At 62.9% G+C, this 26857-nt stretch carries 29 protein-coding genes and 1 pseudogene; 15 read left to right on the top strand and 15 right to left on the bottom strand.

The genetic code is table 11. The features are described 5' to 3' along the window. Positions 1 to 163 precede the first annotated feature (163 nt). From KCG34_RS08300 to KCG34_RS08290, 3 genes are all read left to right on the top strand, one after another. Complete coding sequence (locus KCG34_RS08300) at positions 164 to 691, top strand: hypothetical protein (protein WP_211939909.1); 528 nt, start codon at positions 164 to 166, stop codon at positions 689 to 691. A gap of 124 nt (positions 692 to 815) precedes the next feature. After that, positions 816 to 1256 (top strand): hypothetical protein, encoded by a 441-nt coding sequence (locus KCG34_RS08295; RefSeq protein WP_211939908.1) that lies wholly within the window; start codon positions 816 to 818, stop codon positions 1254 to 1256. A 268-nt stretch (positions 1257 to 1524) separates the two neighbouring features. After that, a complete protein-coding gene (locus KCG34_RS08290; RefSeq protein WP_211939907.1) occupies positions 1525 to 1788 on the top strand; it encodes a hypothetical protein in 264 nt (87 codons plus the stop codon). Positions 1789 to 2049: 261 nt separating this feature from the next. Here KCG34_RS08290 and KCG34_RS08285 read toward each other — a convergent pair whose 3' ends face one another. From KCG34_RS08285 to KCG34_RS08270, 4 genes are all read right to left on the bottom strand, one after another. Next, positions 2050 to 2292 carry a hypothetical protein gene (locus KCG34_RS08285; protein WP_211939906.1) on the bottom strand — a complete coding sequence of 81 codons (243 nt, stop codon included), beginning with the start codon at positions 2290 to 2292 and terminating at the stop codon, positions 2050 to 2052. Positions 2293 to 2676: 384 nt separating this feature from the next. Beyond that, positions 2677 to 3222, bottom strand: coding sequence for a hypothetical protein (locus KCG34_RS08280; protein WP_211939905.1), 546 nt, complete (start codon positions 3220 to 3222; stop codon positions 2677 to 2679). 240 nt (positions 3223 to 3462) lie between these two features. Next, entirely contained in the window at positions 3463 to 4011 is a 549-nt protein-coding gene (locus KCG34_RS08275; protein ID WP_211939904.1) for a hypothetical protein, read from the bottom strand. Beyond that, positions 4011 to 4889, bottom strand: a complete 879-nt coding sequence (locus tag KCG34_RS08270) for an SMODS domain-containing nucleotidyltransferase (protein WP_211939903.1) — start codon at positions 4887 to 4889, stop codon at positions 4011 to 4013. Before KCG34_RS08270 ends, KCG34_RS08275 begins: the two co-directional genes overlap by 1 nt. 523 nt (positions 4890 to 5412) lie before the next feature. On the opposite strand from KCG34_RS08270, the gene KCG34_RS08265 reads away from it, so the two are divergent. Together KCG34_RS08265 and KCG34_RS08260 are read left to right on the top strand one after the other, a co-directional pair. Further along, positions 5413 to 5631, top strand: a complete 219-nt coding sequence (locus KCG34_RS08265; protein ID WP_211939902.1) for a hypothetical protein — start codon at positions 5413 to 5415, stop codon at positions 5629 to 5631. Beyond that, entirely contained in the window at positions 5628 to 6407 is a 780-nt protein-coding gene (locus tag KCG34_RS08260) for a hypothetical protein (RefSeq protein WP_211939901.1), read from the top strand. The genes KCG34_RS08265 and KCG34_RS08260 overlap by 4 nt, the downstream gene beginning before the upstream one ends. A 168-nt stretch (positions 6408 to 6575) precedes the next feature. Here KCG34_RS08260 and KCG34_RS08255 read toward each other — a convergent pair whose 3' ends face one another. The 6 genes from KCG34_RS08255 to traA all read right to left on the bottom strand — a co-directional run bounded on the left by KCG34_RS08255 (position 6576) and on the right by traA (position 12791). Next, positions 6576 to 7343 (bottom strand): hypothetical protein, encoded by a 768-nt coding sequence (locus KCG34_RS08255; protein ID WP_211939900.1) that lies wholly within the window; start codon positions 7341 to 7343, stop codon positions 6576 to 6578. A 277-nt stretch (positions 7344 to 7620) separates the two neighbouring features. Next, the gene (locus tag KCG34_RS08250) at positions 7621 to 7938 is read right to left on the bottom strand and encodes a hypothetical protein (protein WP_211939899.1); all 318 of its coding nucleotides are present in this window, start codon (positions 7936 to 7938) and stop codon (positions 7621 to 7623) included. Positions 7939 to 7996: 58 nt separating this feature from the next. After that, positions 7997 to 8908 (bottom strand): HEPN domain-containing protein, encoded by a 912-nt coding sequence (locus tag KCG34_RS08245; RefSeq protein WP_211939898.1) that lies wholly within the window; start codon positions 8906 to 8908, stop codon positions 7997 to 7999. Between the two features lie 7 nt (positions 8909 to 8915). Continuing rightward, positions 8916 to 9161 carry a hypothetical protein gene (locus KCG34_RS08240; protein ID WP_211939897.1) on the bottom strand — a complete coding sequence of 82 codons (246 nt, stop codon included), beginning with the start codon at positions 9159 to 9161 and terminating at the stop codon, positions 8916 to 8918. 66 nt (positions 9162 to 9227) lie between these two features. Continuing rightward, positions 9228 to 9941, bottom strand: coding sequence for a DUF6118 family protein (locus tag KCG34_RS08235; protein ID WP_211939896.1), 714 nt, complete (start codon positions 9939 to 9941; stop codon positions 9228 to 9230). A gap of 12 nt (positions 9942 to 9953) precedes the next feature. Beyond that, entirely contained in the window at positions 9954 to 12791 is a 2838-nt protein-coding gene (gene traA, locus KCG34_RS08230) for a Ti-type conjugative transfer relaxase TraA (RefSeq protein ID WP_211939895.1), read from the bottom strand. 171 nt (positions 12792 to 12962) lie between these two features. Here traA and KCG34_RS08225 point away from each other — a divergent pair, with 171 nt between their 5' ends. Next, positions 12963 to 13268 carry a conjugal transfer protein TraD gene (locus KCG34_RS08225; RefSeq protein WP_211939894.1) on the top strand — a complete coding sequence of 102 codons (306 nt, stop codon included), beginning with the start codon at positions 12963 to 12965 and terminating at the stop codon, positions 13266 to 13268. A gap of 37 nt (positions 13269 to 13305) precedes the next feature. Beyond that, positions 13306 to 13521 carry a conjugal transfer protein TraD gene (locus KCG34_RS08220; protein ID WP_211939893.1) on the top strand — a complete coding sequence of 72 codons (216 nt, stop codon included), beginning with the start codon at positions 13306 to 13308 and terminating at the stop codon, positions 13519 to 13521. Positions 13522 to 13574: 53 nt separating this feature from the next. Here the strand turns inward: KCG34_RS08220 and KCG34_RS08215 are convergent, their stop codons facing one another. Then, a complete protein-coding gene (locus tag KCG34_RS08215; protein ID WP_211939892.1) occupies positions 13575 to 14459 on the bottom strand; it encodes an ArdC family protein in 885 nt (294 codons plus the stop codon). A gap of 152 nt (positions 14460 to 14611) precedes the next feature. On the opposite strand from KCG34_RS08215, the gene KCG34_RS08210 reads away from it, so the two are divergent. Continuing rightward, complete coding sequence (locus KCG34_RS08210; RefSeq protein WP_211939891.1) at positions 14612 to 14860, top strand: hypothetical protein; 249 nt, start codon at positions 14612 to 14614, stop codon at positions 14858 to 14860. Between the two features lie 5 nt (positions 14861 to 14865). Then, a complete protein-coding gene (locus KCG34_RS08205) occupies positions 14866 to 15276 on the top strand; it encodes a hypothetical protein (RefSeq protein ID WP_211939890.1) in 411 nt (136 codons plus the stop codon). A 33-nt stretch (positions 15277 to 15309) separates the two neighbouring features. Here the strand turns inward: KCG34_RS08205 and KCG34_RS26105 are convergent, their stop codons facing one another. The 3 genes and pseudogenes from KCG34_RS26105 to KCG34_RS08190 all read right to left on the bottom strand — a co-directional run. Beyond that, positions 15310 to 15618 carry a hypothetical protein gene (locus KCG34_RS26105; RefSeq protein ID WP_211939889.1) on the bottom strand — a complete coding sequence of 103 codons (309 nt, stop codon included), beginning with the start codon at positions 15616 to 15618 and terminating at the stop codon, positions 15310 to 15312. A gap of 146 nt (positions 15619 to 15764) precedes the next feature. Beyond that, positions 15765 to 16313, bottom strand: a complete 549-nt coding sequence (locus KCG34_RS08195; RefSeq protein WP_249138325.1) for an ornithine cyclodeaminase family protein — start codon at positions 16311 to 16313, stop codon at positions 15765 to 15767. Then, positions 16301 to 16618 (bottom strand): annotated as a pseudogene (locus KCG34_RS08190) (site-specific integrase); the annotation flags it as partial. The pseudogene KCG34_RS08190 and the gene KCG34_RS08195, both read right to left, overlap by 13 nt. Before the next feature lie 353 nt (positions 16619 to 16971). On the opposite strand from KCG34_RS08190, the gene KCG34_RS08185 reads away from it, so the two are divergent. Further along, positions 16972 to 19257 carry a TonB-dependent receptor gene (locus KCG34_RS08185; protein ID WP_211939888.1) on the top strand — a complete coding sequence of 762 codons (2286 nt, stop codon included), beginning with the start codon at positions 16972 to 16974 and terminating at the stop codon, positions 19255 to 19257. Between the two features lie 93 nt (positions 19258 to 19350). Beyond that, on the top strand, positions 19351 to 20304 hold the full coding sequence (locus KCG34_RS08180) for a LysR substrate-binding domain-containing protein (protein ID WP_211939887.1): 954 nt from the start codon (positions 19351 to 19353) through the stop codon (positions 20302 to 20304). 27 nt (positions 20305 to 20331) lie between these two features. On the opposite strand, the gene KCG34_RS08175 is transcribed toward KCG34_RS08180, so the two are convergent. Continuing rightward, complete coding sequence (locus tag KCG34_RS08175; protein WP_211939886.1) at positions 20332 to 21285, bottom strand: cation diffusion facilitator family transporter; 954 nt, start codon at positions 21283 to 21285, stop codon at positions 20332 to 20334. A gap of 337 nt (positions 21286 to 21622) precedes the next feature. Between KCG34_RS08175 and KCG34_RS08170 the strand changes: the two genes are divergently transcribed. The 4 genes from KCG34_RS08170 to KCG34_RS08155 all read left to right on the top strand — a co-directional run bounded on the left by KCG34_RS08170 (position 21623) and on the right by KCG34_RS08155 (position 26833). Next, positions 21623 to 22795, top strand: coding sequence for an MFS transporter (locus KCG34_RS08170; protein ID WP_211939885.1), 1173 nt, complete (start codon positions 21623 to 21625; stop codon positions 22793 to 22795). A 129-nt stretch (positions 22796 to 22924) separates the two neighbouring features. Continuing rightward, on the top strand, positions 22925 to 24550 hold the full coding sequence (locus KCG34_RS08165; protein WP_211939884.1) for a class I adenylate-forming enzyme family protein: 1626 nt from the start codon (positions 22925 to 22927) through the stop codon (positions 24548 to 24550). A gap of 8 nt (positions 24551 to 24558) precedes the next feature. Then, positions 24559 to 25992: an amidase gene (locus KCG34_RS08160; RefSeq protein WP_211939883.1), complete on the top strand. Its 1434-nt coding sequence runs from the start codon at positions 24559 to 24561 to the stop codon at positions 25990 to 25992. An 88-nt stretch (positions 25993 to 26080) separates the two neighbouring features. Further along, positions 26081 to 26833 carry an enoyl-CoA hydratase/isomerase family protein gene (locus tag KCG34_RS08155; RefSeq protein WP_211939882.1) on the top strand — a complete coding sequence of 251 codons (753 nt, stop codon included), beginning with the start codon at positions 26081 to 26083 and terminating at the stop codon, positions 26831 to 26833. The last annotated feature ends 24 nt before the right edge of the window (positions 26834 to 26857 follow it).

Raw genomic sequence — 26857 nt, 5'->3', positions numbered from 1 at the left:
GTCGCCGCTCGCGCCGCCAGCAGCGTCGAAGCCGCAAGCTGCCGTCGGGACCGGCCGTTTGGGGTGGCGAGCGGACCTTCACGTTCGAAGCGGCATTGCAAAGCTCCGCTGCAAGGTGAATAGGCGAGCAAGGCAATGCGAGGCTGCGTTGGCGGAGCGGACTATGCTGGCGGTTGGCGCTGATCGTTACAATATCCAAGGCGCCGTTGGTGCCTTGCCTATTCTCTACAACGAGATTGTTGAGCGCGCCGAGCTGCATGACAATTTCGGCGTCGGCGAGGCTGACGGTGAGCCGGTCTTCATTGCGGTGACTCGGGATGATGCCGGTTGGCCGTACCTAGCGCTCTCGCTTCGGTGCATGCCGATCGCGGGCTTTAACCCCGGCGTGTTTCTCATTCCTGAGACTGACGTATTGTTGATCGGTTCCGGAGAGCGCCTGCTCGCCTATGACTTGAAGGCACCACGCAAACTCTGGGAGGATTCAACGATGTGCGGCTTCTGGCGGTGGAGCCGCCACGCCGACATCGTGTTGATGAGCGCCGAATTGGAGCTGGCGGCTTACTCGCTTCAGGGGGAGAGACTGTGGAGTCGGCTGGTCGAGCCTCCATGGGACTACTCGATCAGCGGCGCGCAAATCCATCTCGACGTCATGGGAAAAAAGTCCGAGTTTTCGCTGGTGTCGGGCGCGTAGATTTCAGCAAGCGGACACAACCAACGACTATTTGGGGTGGCGAGCGGACCTTAACGATCATCGGTCACGCGCTCTTAGCTAGTCTGCTGTCACATGACGACGCACCGGCAAGGTCGACCGCGAGATGAAGAATGCAATCCTCTGTCTCGCGCTGCTGTTCTCGGTTTGCCTCGCGCCTCATCGTGCGGCAGCCCTCACCAACACTTGCACCAATGCGCAAGACGAGCTTGCTAGCGGGAAGCTCGGGGCGGCACGGTCGTTAGCTGAAATATTCGATATCAAGAAAGAATTTCCCGGCTGCGCGGGCGGTGGGCTTTCTGAGGAGATTTCCGACGCGGTGGTCGTGCGACTTGCCGGGCACTGGAATCAATCAATTGTGGAACTGTACCAGCGCAACGCTGACGCGGTATTTGTTGCCTTCGTTTTGCAGCACATAGACGCTACTACGAGCGAGGCCGACCTCAAGCAGGTCATTGGACATGCCAGTTCCTCATGCCCTGTGCAGTCCAAGGCGATTTGCGGCAGGGTCAAGGAAGCCGCAAAGGCTGCTCTAAGCGACCTCTGATTGGTGGGCCTTGCTGGTGTCCGCAAGGGGGCGCGGGTTGTCGCGCGAGCCCGGCCAGCAAAACGACCTTGGCAGCGCGGCGGGCTCCAGGGCGGAAAGCCGCCGCTCCAAGCGGCGGGAGGGGGTGGAAACCGCAAGGTCATCCGGCTAACCAGGCAGCAACCTATTGGTGCTACTCCCGTAGAAGCGTCGCGGCGCGCGAGAGATTCAATATCGAATCACCCCGTCTCCGATACATTATGAAATTCGGAATCGATGAAAAAATAGGGTGCAGGAAGGTACGCTTTTGCCGATCGCCAAAGAAGGATTAGTGGGCGCATTTTTCTTTTCTTGCGCACTTTTAGGAACCATATTTATTCTCGTCACGGGATTTTTTCCCGGCGGCGGATCTCTACTAAGCAGAGGAATATATAGGAAAGACAGCCCGTTCTTGTATTGGGCTGTAACAGGAATTTGGTTCACAGTGATCAGCGTTGGCTTTGTGGAGTGGTTATCAACACACCCTCATTTTGAATTTCATCTTGTGAATTGAAGCGTGATTAGATTGTCTTGATAACTTCGCGCCCAAACTTGCTGAATTCCACCGAAGTCGCCCAGGCTTCAGGAGTGGTCGCATTGGCTGACGACAAGACGTTGGAAGCGGCGGGCTCGACACATCGTCCACGGTTTTCGTAAGGGTCGGTTTCGCTGATCGGCCTCCGGGCGCAAAGCCACCGTTGGGGCCGCTGGTGCCCTTGATGTCGGAAGCTGCCGCCGCGACCGGATGAATCGGGTGGAGAGCCGACGTCTAGGTCTACCTTCCGCTAAACCACGATGTCCCAACGATGAAGGATTCCGCCGCTTCCGCCGAGGCGAAGGGGCCTACCAAGCTGCCGGAGTGTCGGTTTTCGAAACCACCGGTTCCAACCTTTTCCTTTTCGTCGAGAAATACCTCGCCGCCTTCGAACTCCAAGATATCCACGGATCGCGACCCATCCTCGCTATAGAGTTGGAAAGCAATGCGATAGCTTCGCCCTTTCAGCGGCGACTTGCTCATGTCCTCACCTCGCGCGTGAACGGCCTCGCTTCCCAACGCACATAGACGTCGAGCGGAAGGGCAGCAACGGGTCGACAGCACGAATTGGCGCCCTGCCGCAAACTCGCCGTTCGCCTGGCCCAGCCGGGCCTCGCCTTTGCAGTCATCCGGACGGGACGGCCTACGTTAACGGTGGATTCCGGTTAGCGGTCATTGGGATCGGTCGAGGGAATGTGAAGCGAAGCTCCTGGAGGCTCGAATCTCACATGGATCTGGCATCCAATGAACGATTGCATGCAAGTGCGCAGACTCGTTCGGCAGAGGATTCTCTCGCCGGATTCAGGCCGAACCGGGGCTCAACGGCATCAGAAGTTCTGGGAACAGGCCCCCCAGATATTCTCCCGTTTAGCCGGTTGGCCTAGCGGCGCGATCACGCCACCACGCGACGATTTCGTTGACGTTCAACGAGATGCCGAAGAACTCGGGTTTGATCTCGATGAAGCGATTTAGATCGCCGACCACATCCTCTTTCTTCTGAAATTTTCTCAGGAATTCGTCGCTTCGAAACTGGACGAAGTCGGACAGAAGGCGGAAGAAATTGGGCCAGCCGCCGCAGCGCGTGTCCGCGTCGCGAAGCGGAATGACAAGCCGCATGGCATTGTCGTCTAGCTTGTCGGGGTGGCGGTCGGTGATCAAGAGGGCAGGCAACAGGCTCCACAAATCATCCTGACCGTGCCCGAGGTATTTCTCCTGCACCTCGGCAACGAACTCCGCTGGGTCGAGCCCCCGAGCGATGACTGCGTTGTTGCCAATATTCTTGGCGACGGAGGCGAAGTTCTTCTCCATCATGCCGTACAGTGGTTCATCCCACTGGCCGTTGATTACGAAGATATAGAAGTCGACCTCGTCATCGACAGGGAGGTTCGACAATGAATTGAGCAGATAGCCCATCTTGACCGTACACCTTCTCGCATCCTACCGGCGCTTCATGCCGTTTGGGTTGTGGCACAAGCCGTCGCGTCCGTCATCTATCGAGCAATCGTCATTGGAGCCTACGGATCCTTTTCCGTCACCGGGATCTATGGCGTGGCCGGGTGGCGAGTGCGCTAGTCTGATGCGTCCCGCGATCTGATGTTCGCTTGGTCAGTTGGCCCCTCTCCAAAAGCGGCCCAAACGATCAGGCTGGCTCGCTCACGAAGGAATCTCTGAGGGGGCTTTTTCTGCCTTTGGCCTAATTCCAAGATCGACAGCAAAATCGTAGTCCCCGGCACCGATTTTCTTTTGCGCTTCCTTGAAGCACCATTCGGGGGACGGCGGCGCGCTTGATCGAATGGCGTCCATGCGGTCCATCAGCTGCTCGAACACCGCATTGAATTCCTCGAACGGCTCGGCCGACTTGACCAGCGCCGCCTGGCGGAACCTGTCGCGCAGGTTCGTGAACTCCGTCGCGGCCCTGGAGATGCTTAGCAGATTCATGTCCATATTGAGCGCCACATAGATGGCGGGGAAGAAGCCCGCCAGCGCGCCACAGAGTATTGCGGCGCTCTTGCCAATCGTGCCCCCAAAATCGGTCAGGATCTGCGAGCTCGCCGCCCCGCCGATGATGATAGGGATGACCAGAAAGGCCGTGCGCCACCAGCGAGCATACTTCAGCCAGATGAAGAGCGAAGCTGCCGAATAGCGGCAGGAATCGAACTGTCTCTGGCATTCATCAACCAGTGCAATGGCCTTCTTGTCCATCAGTCGTTGCTCGGATAGTCAGCGCCAAAGATTTTGCGCCACTCTTCGCAGGCCCATGCCGGTGCAGGCGTCAGCTCATGAGTGCAGGCTTTGGTAGCACGATCGAGGGCGGTCTTTGCGCGGCTTAACCATGCCTCGCCGAGCGCCATCTGCTCGCCCGTGCCGGGCGCGTAGACATGACCATTCGCGCGGCTGACGAGATAAGCCAGGTAATCCCGGACCATGCAATCATAGTAGGAGCGCGACTCACCCTTGTGCACCCAATTCGCCAAGAATAGGGCCGAGGTCAACTCGATATGGAACGACTTGATCGGTACACTACATTCGGCCTGCCAGCGTTTCATCATCCGCACCAGGTGGCGCGTCTTCCCGTTCGTCGCGGTGTCCGAGTCGGCAATGTACGACGCCTCGGCGGCATAGTCAGCGGTCTTGTAGCGGCCGCCACCTTCTGTGAGGCAGACCCACGACTTGCCGTCGGTGAGCTTAAATGAGGGGATTACCTCAACGCTAAATGTAGCGAAGGGGACGATCACGATAGGGCCGTCGCCCCGGATCAAGGTGTTTGGATAGGCGGCCAGCAGAACCGCTTTCACCTCCTGCAGTAACTGCGACTGTCGATTGCCGGTCCGGAGCTGAAAGCGGTCGTAGACGGCTTTCGGCAGATCGTAGAGCACGTCGACGTCACGCGGTGGCCTGATCCGGGTGAACTTGGCCCAGGATCCGACATAGACAGAGTTGTTAGTGTTGCTGGTGCTGCCGTAGTAGGTGCTGTTCAGCGTGCCGACCACAGCCTCACGGCTTGCCTTCCCGTTGGACACCTGAACATCAGTAAGCTGGATGTTTTCCAGGAACTTGGTGAAGCGAGAAGATGTGCTCATGGGCCAATCAGCCACTTGAGGTTGCCACTAGTCAAGCTTGATGAGCGGATCAGGCGAGTGGCGCAGCCCAGATTAGAACCTCTGCGCGACTGCGTCATAGTCCGGATGATCGAATTCTGGCGCGGTCACCGCATAGCCGGGTATCTCAATGTGGACGCGCCCGGGCGCGCTGTCGACAGGGAGACCGCGCTCTCCGCGAAGATGACGTGAAGGCTCCCGCCGACCCCACACTGAGCGAATTTCGCCAGTCTCCTCGAATAACACTCGAAACTGCTCCAAATCTTCCTCCTAGTCGCTGATGAAAGCTGCGGCCCAGTAAGCGAATTAGCGTTAAGATAGAATCGGCAGGTTGCCCACATGTAGTTGAACCTGGCATTAAGTCCCAACTGCGGTCATGCGAGGTGAGCGGCCTAAGGCAAGGCCAGCTTCCAGATCGAGGACATCCCGAGCTGCAGCGGGGGTGGTTAGCTGCGGTTCACCAGGCCGTGATAGAAGAACGTAATTCTGTTCGCCTGAGGGGGCCATGGTCGCACACAAGGTGACGCTCGGCATTGACGGATCCAAAATGGACCAATCGCCACCCACCGTCTTCGAAAGGGGCACGATACGTTCGGGGCGCGAGCGGTTCGTGCTCGCCGTTCCGGATGTGGCGGCGATCCGCGAAGAGTCGATGTTGCGTCGTCACTGGTGCGGGACGGTGTCGCGCGACTGCTGGTTTTGGCGCGCGGACGAGCGGCCATGAACCCCCGGCGGCCGACAGCGCCGAAGGCGGCAAAGCCGTCGCCGGACGGCAGTGAGACGATGAAACGCCGCTCGCCGCAACATCTCAGCCTACGCCCGGCCAAGTATGAATTTGATCCGAAAAGGGCTTACACGCCGGAGCAGCTGGCGGATATTGGAGCTATTGCACTCAAGTGGAATCAAATTGAGGCACATATTGATTTTGTCGGTTCCCAAATCTTATTCGCTAAAACGCCGTTCTGGCTGAGGCTTGCCACAGACAAGGTGATGGGGGAGAGAACAAAGCTAAAATTACTCAGAGAGTGCGCGGCGCGCGGCGAGCTGCTCAACGATCGTGCCAAAAGTGCTATATCTAGTTGCTTTACGCAGATAGATCAGTGCCGATCCTACCGAAATGCGATCGTCCATCATCACATCTACGATCATGAAAAAGGGATTGGGAGCTATATAGACGAATCAAATTCGCCATATCAGATATTGGTTTCGCTGGACGCCTTGTCGACGCTCTACAAAATTATGTGTTTCTTGCTCGAAGAACTACGCGAGATTGACCTTCTATTTCGAATTGAAACTGACGCACAGCGTCCGGGCCGCATGGACGAGCGGACCCGCGAATTTATCCCGTTCAGCATCGAAGACCTACGAACCAAGATTGTTCCGGACCAAACGAAGCGGCTAGAGGCCTTGCAACGCAAGCGTAAGGCGCTGCCTAAGCTGCCGAAATTTCCTGACGCGGACCTAGTTCGCGAGCTGAATAGCAAAGATGACAGCGACTAGGTGAAGTTCGCGCTCGAAGTGCAGCGCGTGTCCGCCGTTTGCAGAGGTGAGCGACCGCTGCACGAGGCGGTTGACAGGCCATAGCTCGATCTCAAGCGGCTCAACGACTGCGAGGTCGCCAGCGCGCTAGGCGCCGAGCTCGCCCTGTTGCGCGTGGCGGCGTGCGGATCAACGCCGCGGTTGGGACTTGAGATAATAGTTGCTGGCAGCCCCGCGATTGACGGCGTCCAAAAATCGGACGATGTCGCTGGCCTCCATAAAATATATGCGGCACAGGCCTTCCGAGATGCCGCCGCGCACGACCATGCCGCACAACGCCTTGGCGGTGTCGCTGAAAACAGGCGATCCACTCATCCCTGTAATCTCGGTTATGTTCGCGGCATCGAACTTAGCCTTCGCCGTGCGGAGAAATGGGTCTACGAAGGGCCCGTCATCCTGAAATTCGAGTTGTGCGTAGCCCGCCGTGATGTCCGGCGGGACAATAGTCGTCTTGTCCTTCAACGCTCCGGCGACACGCAGCCGGTGGCCCGCCTGGCTGTCAGCAATGGTCCGGTCGTCAATGACGTAGGCACCTGTGAAAAAGTCTGCGCGGACCTCGGGGCGGAAGTAGATCACGCAAAGGTCCTCGATGTCCGTACCGACAGCTCCATCGCGTGGCGCCGAGGGATAGGCGAACCCGGCGATCCGCCCCGGCGGCGTGCCCTTTCGCGCGGCTTTGTCTTGGGCGATGAACAGGCGATCAGGGTCGAAATCGCCGAACACGTGGCGGCATGTCAGGCCATAGGGGCGCCCGTGAAACACAACCAAGAACACCGTACCGCCGTGGGTCGCGTAGACCCACTCGTCGTGGTCGGTTTCATAGAAAGGGAGCCGGACAGACTGGGTAAAGTCCTGCCGGATGATCACGCCGGACGACAGGGTTTGAGTTACAAGCATCGACCGCAATCTTTGCACAAGTCTGCCGGTAGACCAGGGGCGGGCGCCCAGTATTAGTGGTTCGCAGGCAGGTCAGCTAGCAATCCCATGCGCGCGCTGCCAAGGACGATGGCATGTCGTCTCGTCAAGCTCCCGATCTTGAAATGTCTGCTTGTAGCACCTGGCCGGAGTGGAATCTCCGGTACTCTGGAGGGCGGCTTATGGGACGACACCGCCCTTAAGCGGTGCGCAGGGAACCGGTGACGGCCGCATTACGAGCATCCGCCACAGCCCCGAACTAACCTGGCTCCGTGATCGTCACCATCGGCGCCTGCTTGGCCGCAATATCGTTGTGCTCCGTGCTTCGGATCACTCGGGAGACGTTGAGGCGGACGTAGATTGAAGTGGCCCCGTGCTGGTGCCGGGCCTGTTCCCAGGCGCTGGCGGCGAGCACCAAGCTGCGCGCAGTTCCGCAGCAAACGATCTCATCGCCGTCGGGAGCGGAGCGGAAAAAGATGAAATTGCCGGCGGTCGCCGGCAGCTTCGACGGGCCGCTGACCCATTGAAAGCGATAGACAGAGCCGGATGCGCCGGCGATCTCGATGAACGGTTTCACGCCCTGGAAATAGCCTGATCAAGGGCCCGGTGTCATCGAACTCAACGTCGCGGCCGGCTCAGGCCTCGGCCCGCAAAATATCCAACCGATCTTCACAGACTTGCTTGACGAGCGCCTTCAACGCCGCAACCCGCTCGCCGAGCCAGGCCAGTTCTTCGGCGGTGATCTTGTATTGCGGCGAGTAGCGCGCATCCACGTAAGCGCGCCGCAGCAGCTCGAAGCAGCGCTGTTCGAATTTGGTCGCTCGCGGCCAGGCCGATGCGAGCCGCGCGTCCAACTGCTCAGCCTGCGAGCGCAAGAAATTCAGCTTGTGGCTGCGAGGCGCGTACAGGGTCAGCGTGAGCAGGACGCAGTGACAGAAACGTTCGGTGGCTTGATGGAGTAGGAACGCAGCGAGTTTCGCCTTTCCCTTGGCCTCTTGCTCCGTTGCGGCCAAACGGAAATCCTCCGCACTTTCGAACCATTCGTCGAAATACCCCTGCGCCTCCTTGAGCGCCTCCGCTGGCGATAGCGGCTCGGGATGCACGAACTCGTGGCCCGGCGCGTCGTAGAGCGCGATCCCGTCGCGGACGATGTCGACGAAAAACGGGCGGCCGCGCTTTAGCTGGGCGTTCACGTCGGAGAGGGTGTGGACGATCAGGCTGACCGGCGCCGTCAGGCGGTGGTCGATGGCCATCTCGCGCATGAGATGGTCCTCGGCCTTGGCCCAGTACTCCACCATGTCGGTAAGTCGGTCGTGGTTGACCACGACCAGGAGGTCATAGTCGGATTTGTAGCCGCCGACAGGATCGTCGACCCAGTCGCCGCGGGCATAGGAGCCGTAGAGGATCACCTTGAGGATCCGGCCCTGCTTCTTGTGCGCCTGGGTGCCGAGCGCGATGGCGCCCTGGAACTCGGCGAACAGGATCTCGACCACGCGCTGAAGCTCGCGGCGCTTGGCTTCCGGCAGATGGTCGAGCTCGGTCTTCATCGGCCCCTTATGTCCGGCGTTCGAGCCAGGGTTGCAAGCGGCCAGGCGCTTCGGCGGCGCCGAGGGCGGCAGGCGAGGGCGCATCAGGCCCGCGGTGGAACAGCACCGCATCGGCTCGCTGCAGCGAGGCCAGGAGATCGTCCAGAGCGGCCCGTTCGGGCGTGCCGGGGCGGTAGGCATCCCGCAACGCCGGCACACGCATCATGCAGGCCAGAATGGCGTCCAGCGCTCCATCGATCTTTTGGGTCAGCATTCTGCGCTCCACTGGAACAAATATAGAACGACATCACACCCTCCATGCCGACCTGTCCAGCGGCTATCAGCGGGTATCCACAGCCTCGGCGCGCGGCGCCTGGGCTTGTGAAGACCGCGACCGCTTCGACCGGGAAGAGCGGGGCGGAGCACTGGGTTCGGCCTTAGCAGAGTCGTGCTGTGCTGACGCCTGCGCCGCATGCATCCGTCCCCAACGATCGGGATCGGCCACCGACAGCAGCCGCTCGCCCGCGGACCACAGGTCCCGGTGCAGCAGCCCCGCCGCCATCCTTTCCGGCCAGGCCCAGCGCTCTGGAACGCTCCTGGCGACGACGCCCGGCAGGAAAATGCCGAGCACAGCGCCAACCGCTAGCGCCGCGGCCCCCACCTGCAGCAGCCGCCGTTTCTGCACGTCAGCCAAGCGCGCCGTGGCGGCGCAGCCGCGCAGATCGGCCGCGGCCCGCTCAAGGCTCGCCTCCGCTCTCTGCAGGGCCGCCTGCTCCTGCCGTCGCGCTTCCGTCCCGGCCAGTTGGATCCTTCGCCCCACCTCGTCGGGTGTGAGTTGCAGCGCCGGCGCTGCGTAGAGCTTGCTCATGCCGCCGGCGATGCGGCTGACCTCTCGGACGATCTCGGCCAGGCTCTCGCTGTAGTCTGGCGCCGAGGCTCGCTCGGCCGCCAGCCCGCCCATGGCGACATTGAGTAGGGCCACTTCTCGCCGAAGGCCCTCGAAGGCGAGGGCCGCCGCATCCGCTGGCTCAACGGTCTCTGATTGCTGATCCATCGTTCGTCTCCATCAAAGGCCAAGGCCGATGGTCCGGCCACGGCCAAGGCCGAGGTACTGGGCGAGGCTGTCGCTGACGCTGAGGCCGCGCCGAAGCTCAAGTTCAATCCCCAGCTCGCGCCGCCGGTTGGCGAGCAGCGAGTCGACCTGCGGATCGCGTTCCAGGCTCTTGGCCATGGCGCCCATCTGTTGGCGCACGCGGCTGGACCCGGCGACATCGCCATCCGCCCAGAGGGCGGTGCGCTGCCGCTCCAGCCCCTGCCAGCGCTCGACGAAGCGTTCGGCGCGCAGGGTTGGATCGCTGCGGATCTCCGCCTCCAGCTGCAGCACCCGCACAGCCCGCTGGGTCTTGCCGCTCGCGGTCTCCGCCAGCAGCGCCGGCTCGCGCGCATAGGCCTGTTCCAGGTCCCGCGCGGCGTGCCGATCGATCGGGTTCAGCGCCTCGCGCGCCTGGTCCAGCGCCTGGCGCTGGTGGGCGAGGGCGGGCAGGCCGCGCGCTCGCATCCGTTCGACATCGGCCGCAGCCCTGGCGTGCCGCTCGATCGCGCGGCGCCGGGCGATCTCGCCTCGATCCATGGGCGCGATCTCCGGCGCCCGAGCCGGCGCCGCCGGCTTGAACCCGGAGAAGATGCTGCGCTTGGGCGCCTGAGGCTGCGCTGGTTCGGCGAAGTCGGTGGCCATGTCCTTGGCCCGCTCGCGGCCGAGCGTGCGAGCAAGCCGATCGTGGCTTTCGAAGTCGTCGCGCCCGTAGTGCAGATCGACCTGGCCGCGATGGCGGGAGAGGGCGACGTAGGCGCCATGACGATCTATTCCCGGCGTCGCCAGCACATGGGTGCGATCGACGGTGACGCCCTGGGCCTTGTGGATGGTGGCGGCATAGCCGTGGTCGACCTGGTTGTAGTCCTTCAGGTCGAAGGCGACGTCGCGGCCAGCATCGAGGTGAACGCTCATCCGGCTCGGCGAGACCTCAATGACCTCGCCCAACATGCCGTTCTTCACGCCAAGGCCGCGGTCGTTCTTGAGGAACATGACCCGGTCGCCGGCCGCGAAGCTGCGGTCGCCGCGCTCGGTCAGGACCTCAACATCCAGGCCGAGCGCGGCGGCCTGGTGGAAACGATTGCGGGCCAGGAGATTGAGTTCGCGTACATCGTCATTGGTGTGGGCGAGGATGATGCGGCTCTGGTCCGGCGCCGCCGTGCGATCTGCATCCCAGCGATCCACCAAGTCTTCTCGCGCCTGTACTCGCGTTTCGGCGACATGCACCCGGCCATGGGCGTCGAAGGCCTCCAGCGCTTCGGCCGTCCGGCCAGTCGCGAGCTGCCGTGTGGCTTCCCGCTGCCAGGCCTCCTGTTGGCGCCGGATCTCAGTGATCTCGACATGCGGATGCCGCTCGGCGATGGCGCGGAAGGCGGCCCCGGCCTCGATCGCCTGAAGCTGCTCAGGATCGCCGACCAGCACCACCTTGGCGCCGGCGTCCTGCGCCGCTGACAGCACCCGCTCCATCTGCCGCGAGCCGATCATTCCGGCCTCGTCGACCACGAGCACATCACCCGAGGACAGCTGATCGCGCCCCTGCGCCCAGGCATACTCAAGGCTGGCGATCGTCCGCGATGCGATCCCCGATCCGCTCTCCAGATTCTCCGCGGCGATGCCGGAGAGGGCCAGGCCATGGACCTCATAGCCCGCGCTCTCCCAGGCCTCGCGGGCTATGCCCAGCATGGCCGACTTGCCCGTCCCGGCGTAACCGACCACCACGCCGAGATCCTTGGCCTGGGTGAGATGTTCGAAGGCGTCCTTCTGCTCGCCGGAGAGGCTGAGGCCGCGGGCTTCCGCTTGCGCCAGGGCGCGCTCGCGATCCCGGTCGCTCACCCCATGCCGCTCGCGCTCGGCCATCAGGGACGAGCTGCGGATCAGCCGCTCTTCCACCTCCAGCATCTCGCGGCTGGTGAAGCGGTCGAGACCACGTCCGTCATGGCCAAGGGCCACCAGATCCGGCGAGGCGTGAACCGCCCCCATCGCCTCATTGAACTGCTCCAGGCCGTCGGAATGGCGATGGATGAACATCGCCAGGTCCCGCTCGGTGAAGGTGGCCTGCTGCCGGGTGATGGCGTCCAGCGCGAGCCTAGGGTCCTTGACGATCCGCTCGCCGTTGGAGCGCGCGATCTCGCGATGCTCGTCGAGCCGATCAGCCTCCAGGCCCTCATCAGCCATGCGCTGAGCGGCCGGCCCGATCTTGTGCTGCGGCTCCAGCTCGATGCCCTGTGCCTGAAGGCTGCGATGATCGATGCGGGCGTCGATGTCGAGTTCGGCCAGGCGCTCGTTGACGTGATCGGCCCAGGCCTCGCGCCAGTGCTCGACCAGCGCCGTGCGGTTCCAGTCTCGGACCTTGGCTCCGAAACCCTCCTCATCCGCCGACCGCATGGTCAGCATCACGTGGGCATGCGGCTTGGCCAGGCCGTCGGCGCCGATGTCCCAATGCACATTGAGATCGGCGACCATCCCTCGATCCACGAACTCGCGCTGCACGAAGTCGCGCGCGAGCTCGATGCCGTCGGCCTTCTCCATCTCCCGCGGAATGGCGAACTCGATCTCACGCGCGAGCTGGGCGTCGCGGCGGACTTCTGCAGCCTCGACCGCGTTCCAAAGCGCCTCGCGGTCGGACCATTCCTCGGGCGCGCCGTCCGGCAGCATCACCTCGGAGTGGACGACGCCGGCCTTGCTGGAGAAGTCGTGGCTGCGGTCGAGCCGCGCATCGCGCAACCGCGAGGCCGAGCGATAGGCGGCCGCGGCCACGGCGCTGGCGCCACATGCGCGGCTGATCACCTTGGCAGAGAAATGATAGATCGCCATAACGGCGATCCAACTACGCTCTAGAGCGAACGTCGGCACGACGTATAAGCGCGCCCTCCCAAGAAAAAATCTCGGGAGGGACCGGGTCGTCTCACCCCGTTCCTGCGACCTCAGAGCATTCAGGCGGCCTCGGATTTATGATCAGCGCATCAGATCCCGATGGAGTCTCCGATGCGCAAACCGATCGACTTCGATGCTGAACTGAAAGCGCTTGAGGCCAAGGCGAAGACCCTCAAAGAGCGGAAGGTCCGGCAGCTGGGGGAGCTGGTGATCGCTACCGGGGCCGATACGCTCGACATGGAGGTGCTGGCCGGTGGCCTCCTGGGCCTCGTCCAGATCACTGACGCGGCCAGAAAGGAGGGGTGGAGGAAGAAGGGGCAGGCGTTCTTTCAGGGACGTGGCCGTGATGCTGGCGGCGGCGCTTCTGGCGACGATCACGGCGCAGAACCGAGCGACTGCGGCCAGGCGTCGGCTTGAGCTGAGAAGGTCGAGGACCGACACGAGGGCCTGGGTGATGCAGCGGCGCGAGCGGACGCACCATCTGATCGAACTCGGCGGCCTGGTGCAGAAGGCGGGTCTGGTCGAGCTCACAAACGACGATCGGGCCGTTCTGCTGGGCGCGTTCCTCACGCTCGCGACCATGTTTCAAGCCGAGGACCGAGCCGAGACGCTGGCGCTCTGGCGGCGGGCGGGGAGGCGGGCGTTCGAGCGGGAAGGGGGCGGAGCGTGAAGGCGACCCGGTCGGCTTGTGAGGGTAAACCGGGTCGGCTGAGCGATGCGCCATCAGCTCGGCGGCTGGCGCTGGTGCATCCAGTCCGCAGCGGCCTGGGCCTTGCTGGCGGCGGTGAAGATGGCCTTGGGATCATCCTTCAGCACCTTCAGCCAGGAGGCGACGTAGGCCGCGTGATCCTCGCGCGGATGACAGGCGATGCCGAGATCGGCCAGGAGGAAGGAGGCGGCGAGTTCGGCGGTCATCTCCTCCATGGCCAGCGCATCCTTGCTCCACTTGCCGGTGAAGTCGCGGTCGAGCCTGTGCTTGGCGCCGGTGGCGTGGGCGCATTCGTGCAGCCAGGTGGCGTAGAAGCCGTGGGCGTCTCGGAAGGCGGAGAAGTTCGGCAGGAACACCTCGTCCTGGACCAGGTGGTAGTATGCGCTGCCAGCGCCGAAGGTGGTGGAGATCCCGAGGGCCTTGATGAAGGCCTCAGCCCCGGCCAGGCGTTCGCTCTCCGGCAAGATCGCAGGCGGCTCCGGAGGCTCGTAACCTTCGACCTGATCGGCGTTGAAGAGGTGGAAGGCTTTGGCGAACATCCGCCGCCGGCTGCCCACCTGATCGGCGTCGTCGGAGGGTTCGTCGTCGTCGCGGGAGACCTCCTTCCAGAGGACCGCGAGGCTGGCCTTCTCGCCCCTGCGGATGCTGCAGTCCTTGGAGCGCCATTGCTGGAAGGTGGCCCAGACGCCGCTCGCAAATCCGTTCGCCTCGGCGGCGGCCCAGAGCGAGACCACGTTGATCCCTCGGTAGGCTCGGCCGGAAACGAGATTGACCGGGCGGGTGGTGGCGGCGCCATCGTGATGCCAGGGCATGCGGTACTGGCAATCGCCTGTCTCGATGGCGGTGATGATCTCCTGGGTGACGCGGGCGTAGACATCGCAGCGGTTGGAAGCGGACATGACCTTGAACTCCTGTCCCGCCGGGCCCATCCCGGCGGCGGAGCCCTTCCAGCGCCGGCCAAGGACCGGGCTTGCACGCGAGACCTGAAGGGGCTCGGGCCGAAGCGGAGCGGAGGACGGCGAAGCCGTTGCAGGGCCGGGACGGGCGGCGCGTGCTCCGCCGCCTGCCGGGGTGGACCGGCGGCGAGGAGATCGAGGCGATGCCCTGGAAGAGTGCGGCTGCCAAAGCGGCCGCGCTTGAGATTTGCGTCCGGCTGATGAGCAAAGCAGCCTGCATCGGCTTCAATCGCTTGGCAAAATCGATGAGCCGCCCAGCCAAGTCGGAAAGCCGTCGCTGGCGACACACGCTCGAGAGCGAGCGCCGCGTGGCGCTCCAATGCGGTGATAGCTGGAGTTTGTAGCAGGAATGAGCAGCCAACCTGGTCCGGCCATGATGGCGCCCATCGAGCGCATCGCGCGGTTCATCGCTGGCGGCGAGGAAGCCTGCCTATCGGCCTTTGCGGACGACGGCGTGACGATCGTCGAGAACTTCGCGCCGTACCTGTTCACGGGACCAGCGGCGGCCCAGCGATGGGCCGAAGCCATGCGTGCTCACACAACTCGCCTGACGAACTTGGCGCACCGGTTTGAGCCAGCCTGCGATTTTTCCATCACCGAGGACCGCGCCTACTTCTCGCTGCCGACGCATTGGTCCGGCACAGTCGACGGTCGCCGCTTCGAGGAAGATGGTGGCTGGGCGTTCGTGTTGGTCAACGAGCACGGCGATTGGCGGGTGCTCAGCTACGGCTGGGCGGTGACCCGCTTCGCCATGAGTTAGGGCCACACCCATCCGCTGAAGGACGGCGAGTTTTTACTGGTAGCGGCCATTAATAACGGCGGCTTCCGGCGCTGGTGGTCGCCGGCCAGGAGCCTTGAGTTCATGTCGAGAAACCAACCGGCTGTTCATTGGGCACTTCACCCTTGGCGGGGCCTTCAGAAAAAGATAGGCCGGAGCCAGGCTCATCAATGCTTGTCGCGGGTGATCTGAGCAGAAGTTGATGTCGATCGTGGAGCGGCGATACTTAGTCTCCTTCACGCCATCGGGGGTCTGTACTGCCAGGTCGGTCCTGCCCTCCCAGTCGACCGCCAGTACCAAGGCGGGGACGTTCAGATCGACCAAGCTATGGCCGCCGCAGACTAATTTTGTCGATGAATACGAGGGACCTCGTCCTGACACAAATTTCGCAGTTGATATCTGCGAGAAACCTAGGAAGATCAAATCTCACGCCGGACCGCATTCGCAATTTCGGCGTAGCTGTCGAAATATCAACGGTCTACAAGATATTTGAGGGCCGCAAGATCCTGGATAATGTGTCCAAGTGATTTGTAGACCGTGATATCGTGTGTTGAGATGCGGCCGTCCACGCGTCCGATTATTACGTCGCCGCACTCACCCAAGATATGGATGTTCGTGATCAAGCCGCTGTCGCGCGCGCCGATGTATTCGGCCCCGGCGGCCTCTACTGAAGCACGATTGTCTGCAAAGTAGCGACTGCGTACAACCAGGTCGGTGTCGATTTCACAAGGCCCGACGTAACTCGAACCCACTATATTGACGTGAGTTCCCGGTCGGACCCAGTCACCAAACAGGATAGGTGTGTCCGCCGCGGTAACCGTGCAGATGATGTCGGCCTGGGCCGCTGCGACCTCGCCTTGCTCTACAGCCTCAATCTGGATGGGTGACGATCCACTCATCCTTTCTGCAAAGGCTTGCGCCCGGTCGAACGAGCGACCCCAAACGAGCGCACGGGTGATCTGTCGCACGTGCATCAGCGCATGAAGGTGGGTTTCGGCCTGCGCCCCACAGCCAAATATGGCCAGCGTTGATGCGTCCTGCCTAGCAAGACTGGCCGCCCGGTCTTCTGCTGAATGACCGTCGCCCGCTGGCGCAACACCCCGCCCGGCGCGACGTCGCCGACCCGGAGCTTGACCAGGTCGCAGCCGCGGAGTTTGGCGTCGATCGCGCAATTGAACAGCGCCAGGTCGCGGACCTTGCCGGCGACCTTCAGCTGCTGGCGGATGCCCCAGATGTGTTTGGGCTTGAGTGGCGGCTTGGGCCCAATGATGCGCCCCGAGTTCCAGGGCCGCTTGCGAGTCTTGAAGAGATCGAACTGTGCCATGGCTCGCCTCCGACGATTGGCGGAGCCCAACCAGCCGAAGGCGAAATGTCATCCAGCCAACCGCATGAACCAACCGGAGAGGTCGTTTCGGAGCACCGGCAGCGGGAACACCGGGTGGTGCATACCATGCACCGGCGTGTCTCCTATTTGACATCTCCCGGCCGCCTCCAGCTCCCAATAGGCTCAAGACTCAGGGAGTTTCGACGCAAGGAAGCGAGCCGCCTAGGCGGCCCGCCACAGGTTGGGAAGTCGGCATCGCAATGCGAGATAATTGTCTAGTTGAGTTCGATGAGCATTCCGGCGAGGCGACTGAAATCAGGTCTAACTCCCAAGTAAACCGTAGAACTGTCCGATTGTTGCTCGTCTCAACGGCGATCGCCGGCGCGCTCGCCCCCGCCGGAATGGCTTTAGCACAGTCGAAAGACGCCAACGCCCTGCCGGAGTTGGTCGTCACCGCGGAAAAGCGCAGCTCGACGGTTCAAGCCACGCCGATCAGCATCACCGCCGTAACCGCGACAGCCATGCAGGAAAGAGGGGTCACCAGCATCGCTCAGCTGACGGGCGAAGTTCCCGGTCTCAGCATCCGGTCGTCGGGCGGGGCTGAGTCGGAATTCACGATCCGCGGTCTGTCATCGGCGGGAGGCGTCGCGCCGACCGTGGGGTTCTACCTGGACGAGACTCCGGTCAGCCCACCAACCGAAGCCAGCCTCGGGAAGGTAAGTATCGATCCTAATCTGTACGATCTTGCGCGCGTCGAGGTGCTGCGCGGGCCGCAGGGGACGCTCTACGGCGCAAGCTCGATGGGCGGCACGATCCGTCTGATTCCGAATGCGCCGGATCCGACGCGCTACGCCGCCAGCATCGAGGCCATTGGCTCTGGGACCCAGGGCGGGGGCGCGAACGGTACGTTGAACGCCATGATCAACGTCCCGGTCGTGCAGGATAAGGTCGCTCTGCGTGTGATCGGAACGCTGGATCACGAGAGCGGCTGGATCGACCGGGTCGTTCTGAGCGATTTCCCGCTTCCGGACGTCGCCTCGACCGGGAGCTACTTTACGGCTCCGCGCGGCGATGTGGTCACAGCTCCGGTCCTGATCCGCCACAAAGACGTCAATTCGGAAGACATGGCGAGCATTCGCGCTGCCTTGGTGATCCGGCCGACCGATCGGCTGACGGTAACGCCGAGCGTCTTCTATCAGCGCCTGACCCAGGGTGGCCCCGACTACTACGACGCCAATCCCGGCACGTTAGCCCACTACCAGCCTTATGATATCGCCGAGCCGCTTTCCGACACCTTCTGGGTGGCGGCGGTAAAGATGAACTACGATTTCGGCTTCGCCAGTCTGGTGTCGGCGACCAGCTATTCGTACCGCAATGTGCGGGTGACCCAGGACGCGAGCGAACTCTTCCAGAAGTCCCTGGGGGACCAAGGTGTGACGGCCTTCGATCCCGCCCAAGGGGGGGCAGGCCCAAGTTCATCCGCCGAGTATGATCCGAACAGTCAGTTCAACCAGGAGATCCGGCTGCAATCGGAGGGCAAGGGGCCGTTTCATTGGCTGGTCGGCGGTTACTATCAAAACCTGAGGGCGGCTTATGTCGACAGCCAGCTGGCGCCGCAAGCTGCGCCAATCTTGGGCTCCACAAATATCTACACCGCTCATCTCCCAGATCGGCTTGAACAGGCGGCGCTGTTCATCAACCTGACCTACGACCTGACCTCGAAACTCAAGGTGCAGTTTGGCGGGCGCGAGTTCCGGGCCTGGGATCGGTCCAATGGCGATAGCACCGGGGCTTTCGCGCCGCCCACGTCACAGGCCACCAAGGCGAAGGCATCGGGCTTCAACCCGATGTACAACGTGTCTTACACATTCGACCCGGACCACATGGTCTATGGCACGGCGGCAAAGGGCTTTCGTGACGGCGCCGCCCAACAGCCCGTGCCCGCCAGTCTCTGCCAGGCCGATCTCGCATCGCTGGGACTGACCCAATCGCCGACCCGTTACGGTCCTGATACGGTCTGGAGCTACGAGCTCGGAAGCAAGAACCGCTTTTTCGATCGTCGCGTCACACTCAATTTCGACGGTTATTACGAGCACTGGAGTGGGGTTCAGCAGGCCGTCATTCTGCCCAACTGCGGCTATGTCTACACCGCCAATGCGGGCGACGCGATTGTCCGAGGCTTTGAAGTCGAGGCGAGAGAAAAGCTGTTCGACGGGCTGACCCTGGAACAAAGCCTGGCTCGATCGCATGCGGTGTTTGACCGATCGAACGTCAATACCGGCACGATCGCGGGGCAGGAACTGCTCAACGTGCCCGAATGGACCGCGAGCGTTTCCCTCCGCTACGAACGATCCATCACCGATACCCTGTCGGCATACGGCCGCATTGACGCCAGCTACGTCGGGCGGTCCGTCGCCGATGCGTCGGTGCGCTTCGAACTGCCCAGCTACACGTTGACCAACCTGCGGGTGGGCCTGAAGCACGACGATTGGCAGGCCAGCCTGTTCGTCGACAACCTGACCGATGCGCACGTGCTGATGAACGCGCCCTATTCTCTGGTGATCAACGTTCCCGGTCTCGACCGGTACGCCACCAACCGGCCGCGCACGATCGGATTGGACCTGAGCCGCAGCTTCTAGGCGCAAGGCGCCGCTTTGGGCCTTGCAATTTGCCGGGGGACGATGTGGTGCATATGATGCACCACAAGGTGGGTCGTCCCCGGAGCTTGGATATTGTCGTCGAATTTGACCTCGTCGGCGCAAGGGGCGGAGCGGCTTGATCTGCCCCCATTCGCCGCGCTTCGCGCTTTCGAGGCCTTCGGTCGCTGCGGCGGAATTCGCAAGGCGGCAGCCCAGCTGAGGATCGATCACACGGTAGTTTCGCGGCACCTGCGCACACTGGAGGCCTGGCTGGGGGTCAGCCTCTATGACCGAGACCATACGGGCGGGCTGACGTTCGAGGGGCGACGCTACCATGCGCGCATTTCGGCAGCGTTTCGTGAGATAGCCGGCGCGACCCGGGAGGTGATGTCCGGCCAGTCCCCCGGAGAGCTACGCATTTGCGCGACGCCCGGCTTTGCCGTGAACTGGTTGGCGAGCCGATTGCCCGCCTTTCGCGCCCGGTTCCCCAATATCGACCTGCAGCTTCGTCCGACCGACGACGACGTGGATCTGGAACGCCGCGAGGCGGATGTCGCTATCGCCTGGTCCGACGAACCTGGCGGACCGGCCCGTTCCCAGGCGGTCGAGGCGCAGGAATTCGCCCGGCGTCCTGGCTTCGCCGTTGCAAGCCCCGCCTATCTGAGCACCATCGATCCAATCCTGACGCCTGCGGACCTTTTGAACTGCAATCTCGTCCACGAAGAAGACCCGGCGCAGTGGCGCCAGTTTCTGGCGGACAATGGCGTGGTGTCGTCGCAGGAGCTGCCTGGCACCGTGGTCTGGCAATCAAACGCGGTGCTTGAAGCGGCTCGCGGCGGCGATGGCGTGGCCCTTACCAATCGTTTTCTGGTTCGCGACGACATTGAAGCTGGCCGTCTTGTCCCCGTAGGGCCGCCGCAAGCCCGCGGATTTCCAGTAGGTGGCGGCGCCTATTGGCTATTGGCCCTGGAATCGCGCTGGACCCAGACCCCGATCCAAGAGTTTCGCGATTGGATATTGGCCGAAGCCGCCGCCGTACCGGAATAGGCGACCGCTCGCACGGGCCCCCCAGGGTCACAACCATCGCACATCGGCCGTGAAATCCACCGTCAACCAGAAGCGAGGAGATGCGCTGGCAAGCTCCTCGGCGATCTCGGCGCGGATCTGGTCCATCAGCGAGAAGGACACGGTGCGCTCGCCAGAGGCGGCGACCAGGACAATCTCCACGAACTGCAGTCGCCCGGCCCGCGATACATGAGTATTGGCGCGGGCGAAGTCATGCCGACGGGCCACCTCGGCGACAATGGCCCTGACCTGCTGGTCCAGGTCCGCTGGGGCGATCCCGAGAAACTCCACCCCTGACCGCCGCAGCGTCGACAAGGGTGTCGGCAAAAGCGCCAACCCCGCGGCGATCAAGACGAGGGGATCGATATAGGCCAGCCAACCGGGGCGCCCGAACGAACTGACGAGCCAGCTCAGGCCAAAGCTCACGAACAGCCCCAGGGTAAGCAGCGCGCCAACCAGCCATGACTGAGCATCGACGCGCAGGAGCTGGGACCGAAGCGCACGGTTTGAGCCGCGCATATAGAACTGCATGGCAAGGCCGACCAGGGTTGATGCGCCTGCGTAGATCGCGCTCAGCCCGAAGTTGGCGGTGGGCGCCGGATTGAGCAGCCCGGCGAGGCCGTCGGCGACGGCATAGAGGCAGACTGAGGTTAAGGCCGCCGCGTTCGCGGTCGCCAGCATGGGCTCCAAATGCCAATAGCCGAACTGAAATCGCTGATCCTCGCCGCGCTCGATCAACCTGAGGGCGGCGATGGAAAGGCCAGTAATAATCGTGTCGACCAGGCCGTAAAAGCCGTCCAAGCAAAGCGCTTTCGAGCGCGCGAGGAGGCCCAACCCCACCCCAAGGCACGAAAGGCTGACGGTCATCAACGCCGAAAGCAGCAAGAGCCGGCGCTCGCGCCGATGGACGTCGGCCGAACCTGTGGAGTGCCTCTCTGTTGTGGCGGCGGCGCTGTCTCTCATTGGCAGTTCATCGATCTCGGATTCCTTGTCGTCGCAGGAGTGGGAATCGTCACTGCGTTTCGGGTTGTGGATTTGGCGCGGTTCAGAATATCGATCGACCTAATATTGTCGTCATAGAAAGTCAAAAACGAAATTTATTCACAAGAATATATGCATAATCTCAACGATAACGAGGTGGTGCGTTTTATGCTCTGTCGAGTGGCATATTTTGCACCGGACAATTACACTAGATAGTCCTCGCGGCGCTTGACTGTCGGTCGGCATTGTCCGAGCGTTCGGCCAACGACGCTCAACGGAAACAACCGGTCCGATGCCGCCCCCGCAACGCTCTGACTACATGCATCTGGCCGCGATCGTCGTGCTGGGCGCTTCGGGCTTCGGGGCATTCCTTGGCCTTCCTGTCATTCTCGGCGCCCTTGCCGCAGCTCATCTGTTGAGTGACGCCCAGCTTGGCTGGCTGGCGTCCGCCGAATTGTTGGCGCTGATGGGCGGTTCGCTGCTGGCGACCCGGCTCTTGCGCGTTCGCACGTGGGCTCTGGTCTTGCCGGCGATCCTGGTCGCGGCCTTGGCGGATGCGCTGTCGGGGGGCGCGCACTCGGCGGCGTGGCTGTTTGCGCTTCGCGCCATTGCCGGGTGCGGCGAGGGCGTTTGCTATTCCGTGGCGCTGGCGCGCCTGACAGCGTTCGGCGATCCGACCAAAAACGCAAGCGGCTTCACAGCGGGGGTCATCCTCGGCGGTTCCATTCTGTTGTACGCCCTGCCTGTGGCGGAAGCCAAAATGGGCTTGCCGGGAGTCTTCGGGTTTCTTGGCCTCTGCCTGGTCGCAGCGGCTGTGCTGGCGCCCTTCCTACCGAACGCTCTGCCGCACTCGGACGCGGTCAGCCTTTCGGAGAGTTCTGGCTCCTCGGGCGCTTGGCTCGGCCGGCTGCTGCTCGGGGGCGTCTTCTTCTACAATCTCGGCTTCACCAGCTTCTGGGCCTATTCAGAGCGTCTGGGTCTGGCGGGCCGCGTCAGCCAGGAGCAAATTTCGGCGGCCCTGAGCGCAGCCAATCTGATAAGCGCCGCGTCCTGCCTCGCCGCTTACTGGATCGGACGCAGGTGGGGCGTGTTCAAGCCGCAGATCCTGGCTTTTCTCGCCGTGGCGCTGATCTTCGCCACCTGGAGCACCTCCGACGGAGCGGCTGGCTACTGGGCGCGGACGATGGTCTACTTCCAATTGTTGGCCGTCGCGGTTGTGCTGCAATTGAGCCTCGTGGCCCAGGTCGATCGCACGGGCCGCATTGGCGCGCTGGTTCCGGCGGCCCAGGGGGTCGGCCAGGCCTTGGGGCCGGCGCTAGGCGCGTACTTACTTGGCTTCGGCCACGGCTACGGTCCTGAACTCGCCATGGAGAGCGTCTCGATCGCGCTTGCAGCCCTCGCAACCGCGGGCGGCTACTGGTTGGCGAAGGCCACACACCCGCATCTGGCGCGGCCCGCCTGCGCGCAAAGCCCTCCACCTCAACTGGTCTGAAACCGAGCCGGGCCAACCGGCCCTTCCCCCTAAGCGAAGGCGCTCGTCGCGAACCAATACCGGTGCGACGCGCCTCCGAGCGCGGCTCCGCCAAGCGCTGATCACAAAAAGGACGTTGCGATGCTCCGAATGAAAGACGACGACATCCGCTTGAGCTGGTGGGAGCGGAACCAACGGATCGAAGCCCTGTCCCTGCCGAACACCCTTCCTGACATGCTCGCGGAGGCCGCCGGCCGCTGGCCCAACCAGATCGCCTACAACTTCTTTGATCGGGGCGAAACGCGGACCTTCGCCCAATTGCGGGTGGAAGTTCGCCGCCTCGCCGACGCGCTGCAACAACTGGGGATTCGCCATGGCGACCATGTCGCCGTGATGCTCTCGAACCGGATCGAATACCCGATCACGTGGCTCGCGCTCGCCGAGATCGGGGCGGTGATGGCGCCGATCGTGCTGTCCTCGACGCCTCGCGAGATCCACTTCTTCATCAGCGATTGTGAGGCTCGCTTCCTTGTTGTGGAAGAGCCGGAACTGAGGACGCGGAGCATGCGGCCGGGCGAGGGGCCCCTGCCGCCTGCGGAAAACGTCATCTTCGTCGGGCCCGTGGAAGAGCATAGGAGTTCGCCTCGCTACGACACTCTTGTCGCTCAGGGCTCAGCGGACTTTGCGCCGCTCCGAGCGCCTACCGCGAATGATCCGGTCAACATTCAGTACACATCCGGAACGACGGGCTTGCCGAAGGGGGCGATGCTGTCCCATCGCTACTGGATCATTGGCGCCGCGGCGACGATGGAGTTCTTCGGCATTGATCACGTTTCGGCGCTTTCCGTCTCGCCCTTCTACTATATCGACGCCCAGGCTTTCGCCCTGAAGGCGCTGTATAGCGGAGCCCGGGTCGATTTTTCGCCGCGGCCGTCGATCAACAGGTTCGTCGATTGGCTCTACCAGAACCAGACCAGCGTGACCTGGCTGACCGAACAGGTCCTGGAGTTGCCCCCGCGCCCCGAAGAGAGGGCGGCGGGCGTGAAGCTCTTCCTCGGCTACAGTCAGTCCGTCGAGACCATCAAAAGAACACTGGAGCGCTTCGGCGCTCCGACGCGGGAGCTCTATGGCGCCACCGAATTTGGCGGCGGTGCGGCCGTACCGCTCGTTGTCGAGGATCCTGCGATCTTGGGCACCTGCGGCGTGCCGTTGCCGTTCAGGCGCCTCCGCATCGTTCGTGAAGACGGGCGCGAGGCCGTCCCTGGCGAGGTCGGTGAACTCTGGGTCAGCGGCGACGGCCTTCTGCAGGGCTATTGGAAGCGGCCCGAAGCCAACGCCGATTTTCTCGCCGACGGCTGGTTCCGTACGGGCGACCTCTTTGTCCAGGACGATCGCGGCTACTACAGCATCGTCGGCCGCATCAAGGACATGATCCGCAGGTCGGAAGAGAATATCTCCGCCCTCGAAGTCGAGCAGGTCATCAAGGATTTTCCCGGTGTGCTCGACTCCGCTGTCGTCGCTGTTCCCGATCCCGAGCGGGAGGAAGAGGTGAAGGCCTATATTCTGATGGCGCCCAATCTCGAACCGCCATCGTTCGAAGAGATTCTTTCGCACTGCCGCGAGCGTTTGGCTCCGTTCAAGGTCCCCCGATACCTGACCTTCGTCGATGAGTTTCCCTACACCCCGTCGGAAAAGGTGGCCAAGAAGCAGCTTACCGCCGGCGTCGACGACCTTCGCGCGGGCGCCTGGGACGCGCGCGACCAAATCCAACGCTAGGAGCCGCCATGAGCGAAGACATTTGCTTTAAGCCCGCCGTGGAACTCGCAGCCCTGATCCGTCACAAGGCGATCTCTCCGGTCGAAGTGGTCGACGCCGTCATAGCCAGGGCAGAGGCGGTCAATCCGGCGATCAACGGCTTCATCACCGAAAGTTTCGATCTGGCCCGGGACGCCGCTGTGGAGGTCGAGCGCCAACTGATGGCGAACGGACCGGAGAGCCTGGGTCGGCTCGCAGGAATTCCGGTCTCTATCAAGGACCTGACGCCGACTGCCGGCATCCGGACCACCTTTGGCGTCCATGAATATGCCGACCACGTCCCGGAGGAGGATGCGCCGATTGTCCGCCGCATCCGCGAAGCCGGCGCCGTCTTGATCGGCAAGAGTTCGTCGCCCCCATTCGGTTGGCTGGGCGTGACCGAAAACGAGTTGATCGGTCGCACGAACAATCCATGGGATGTTCGGCGTTCGGTCGGCGGATCGAGCGGCGGTTCGGCCGCACTCGTAGCGGCTGGCGTCGGACCCCTGGCGACCGGCAGCGACGGCGGCGGTTCGATCCGTTTACCGGCCGCCCTGTGCGGGGTCGTCGGTCACAAGCCCTCCCACGGCCGCGTTCCGCGTGGCGTCGAGGCGCAGTTGTTCGAGACCGTCGACGCCCTCGGTCCGATGACCCGCACGGTCGCCGACGCAGCGTTGCTGTTGTCGGTCATGGCGGGGCCCGTGGAAGAGGAGCCCTACATGCTGCCCGAGGAGGGCGTGGACTATGTGGCGGAACTGAGGGCGTCGACCTCGCGCGGCCTGAGGATCGCCTTCAGTCCGGACCTCGGGCACGGGCCCGTGGACCGGGAAGTCGCCGAAATCATAAGCCGGGCGGCGAAGCACTTCGAGCAGGCGCTGGGGGCGAGAGTAGACGAGGTCCAGATCGAAATCCCGGATCCCATGGAATATTTCGAGACCTTTTGGGCGCCACAGGTCTCCAGTGTCCGGGACATGGAGCCTGGCGTCGCCAGACTCTGGGAGCGCTACCCCATTTTGAGCGAACGGCGCGTGGGCATGACCAGCCAACCGGCTGATGAGTGGTGGCGTGTCGTCACCTCGGCGCGCCAAGCGACGTTCATGGCGTTTGCGACCTTGTTCCGGCGCTATGACGTACTGCTCACGCCGACCAGCCCTGTGCCGGCCTGGATCCACAATGGCGCGCTGGGTCCCGAAGAGATCGAGGGACAGAAGGTCAAATATCCGGTCACCGACTTTTTCCGATACACCGAGCCGTTCGGTCACAGCTGCCATCCCGCGATCACGATCAACTGCGGCTTTACCTCCGCGGGCCTGCCGGTGGGGCTGCAGATCGCTGGCCCCCAGCGCGACGACCGAGGCGTGCTCAGAGCCGCGGCGGCTTACGAAGCGACGACCGATTGGCATACGCGCCGGCCGTCCATCTGAAGACGACGTGGCGACCACTGTCGATGGCCGCTTGGCGGGTCCAGACCCACTCAGTCTGATCGCCAGCCCGGAAACTGGAGATACAATCGTGACAAGAGGCGACAAGGGAAACGTGGCGGCGACGGACATCGACTGGGAAGTCCAGGGCCGCGTCGCCATCATCCGGATCCGGGGTGGTCGGCTGAACGTCTACCAGCGCCAGATCCATGAGCGCCTTTGCCGGGCGATGCTGCGCTTTCTCCGCGACGATAGTCTCCACGTGGCGGTGCTCACCTCTGCGCCCGGGCAATCCTGGAGCGCTGGGGACGATATCTCGGAATTCGACCTGCCGTTTGGCGACGAACCGGATTGGGCGGAGGTTCTCGCCCTGACGCCGAGAGACAAGCCTGTCGTTGCGGCTGTCAGGGGATACTGCCTCGGCCAAGGCCTTAGCTATCTGCTGCGGCTCACCGACATCCGTTATGCGACGCCCGACGCGCAGTTCGGCTTTCCCGAAATCAAATACGGCATGGGCGGAGCAGGGGATAGCTCGGGCCTGACGCGAGCCATTCCGGCTAGTCTCGCACGATACCATTGTCTCACCGGCGATCCCATCGATGCGGAGACGGCGCTGCGGACCTATCTGGTCAATGCTTTGACGCCCGACGACGCCCTGGAGACTAAGGCTATCGAAACCGCGAAGAGGATCGCCGCCCATCCCCTGGCGGCGCTTCGGGCGGAGATGTCGCCGGTCGCGCGTTCGCTAGGGGCTTCCAATCCCTTTGCTCAGACAGCTCTCTTCAATGTCCACTGGCAAGCCTACGAAGCTGACAGGGAGAATCGCGGCAACGTCGAAGGCTGACCACCGTGATCCTGATGATGCTCT

The sequence above is a fragment of the Phenylobacterium montanum genome, assembly GCF_018135625.1.
In the GTDB taxonomy this organism is placed as follows: Bacteria; Pseudomonadota; Alphaproteobacteria; order Caulobacterales; family Caulobacteraceae; genus Poindextera; species Poindextera montana.
The sequence above is the reverse complement of the archived record's forward strand: the minus strand, read 5'-3'. Positions and strand labels throughout refer to the sequence as shown.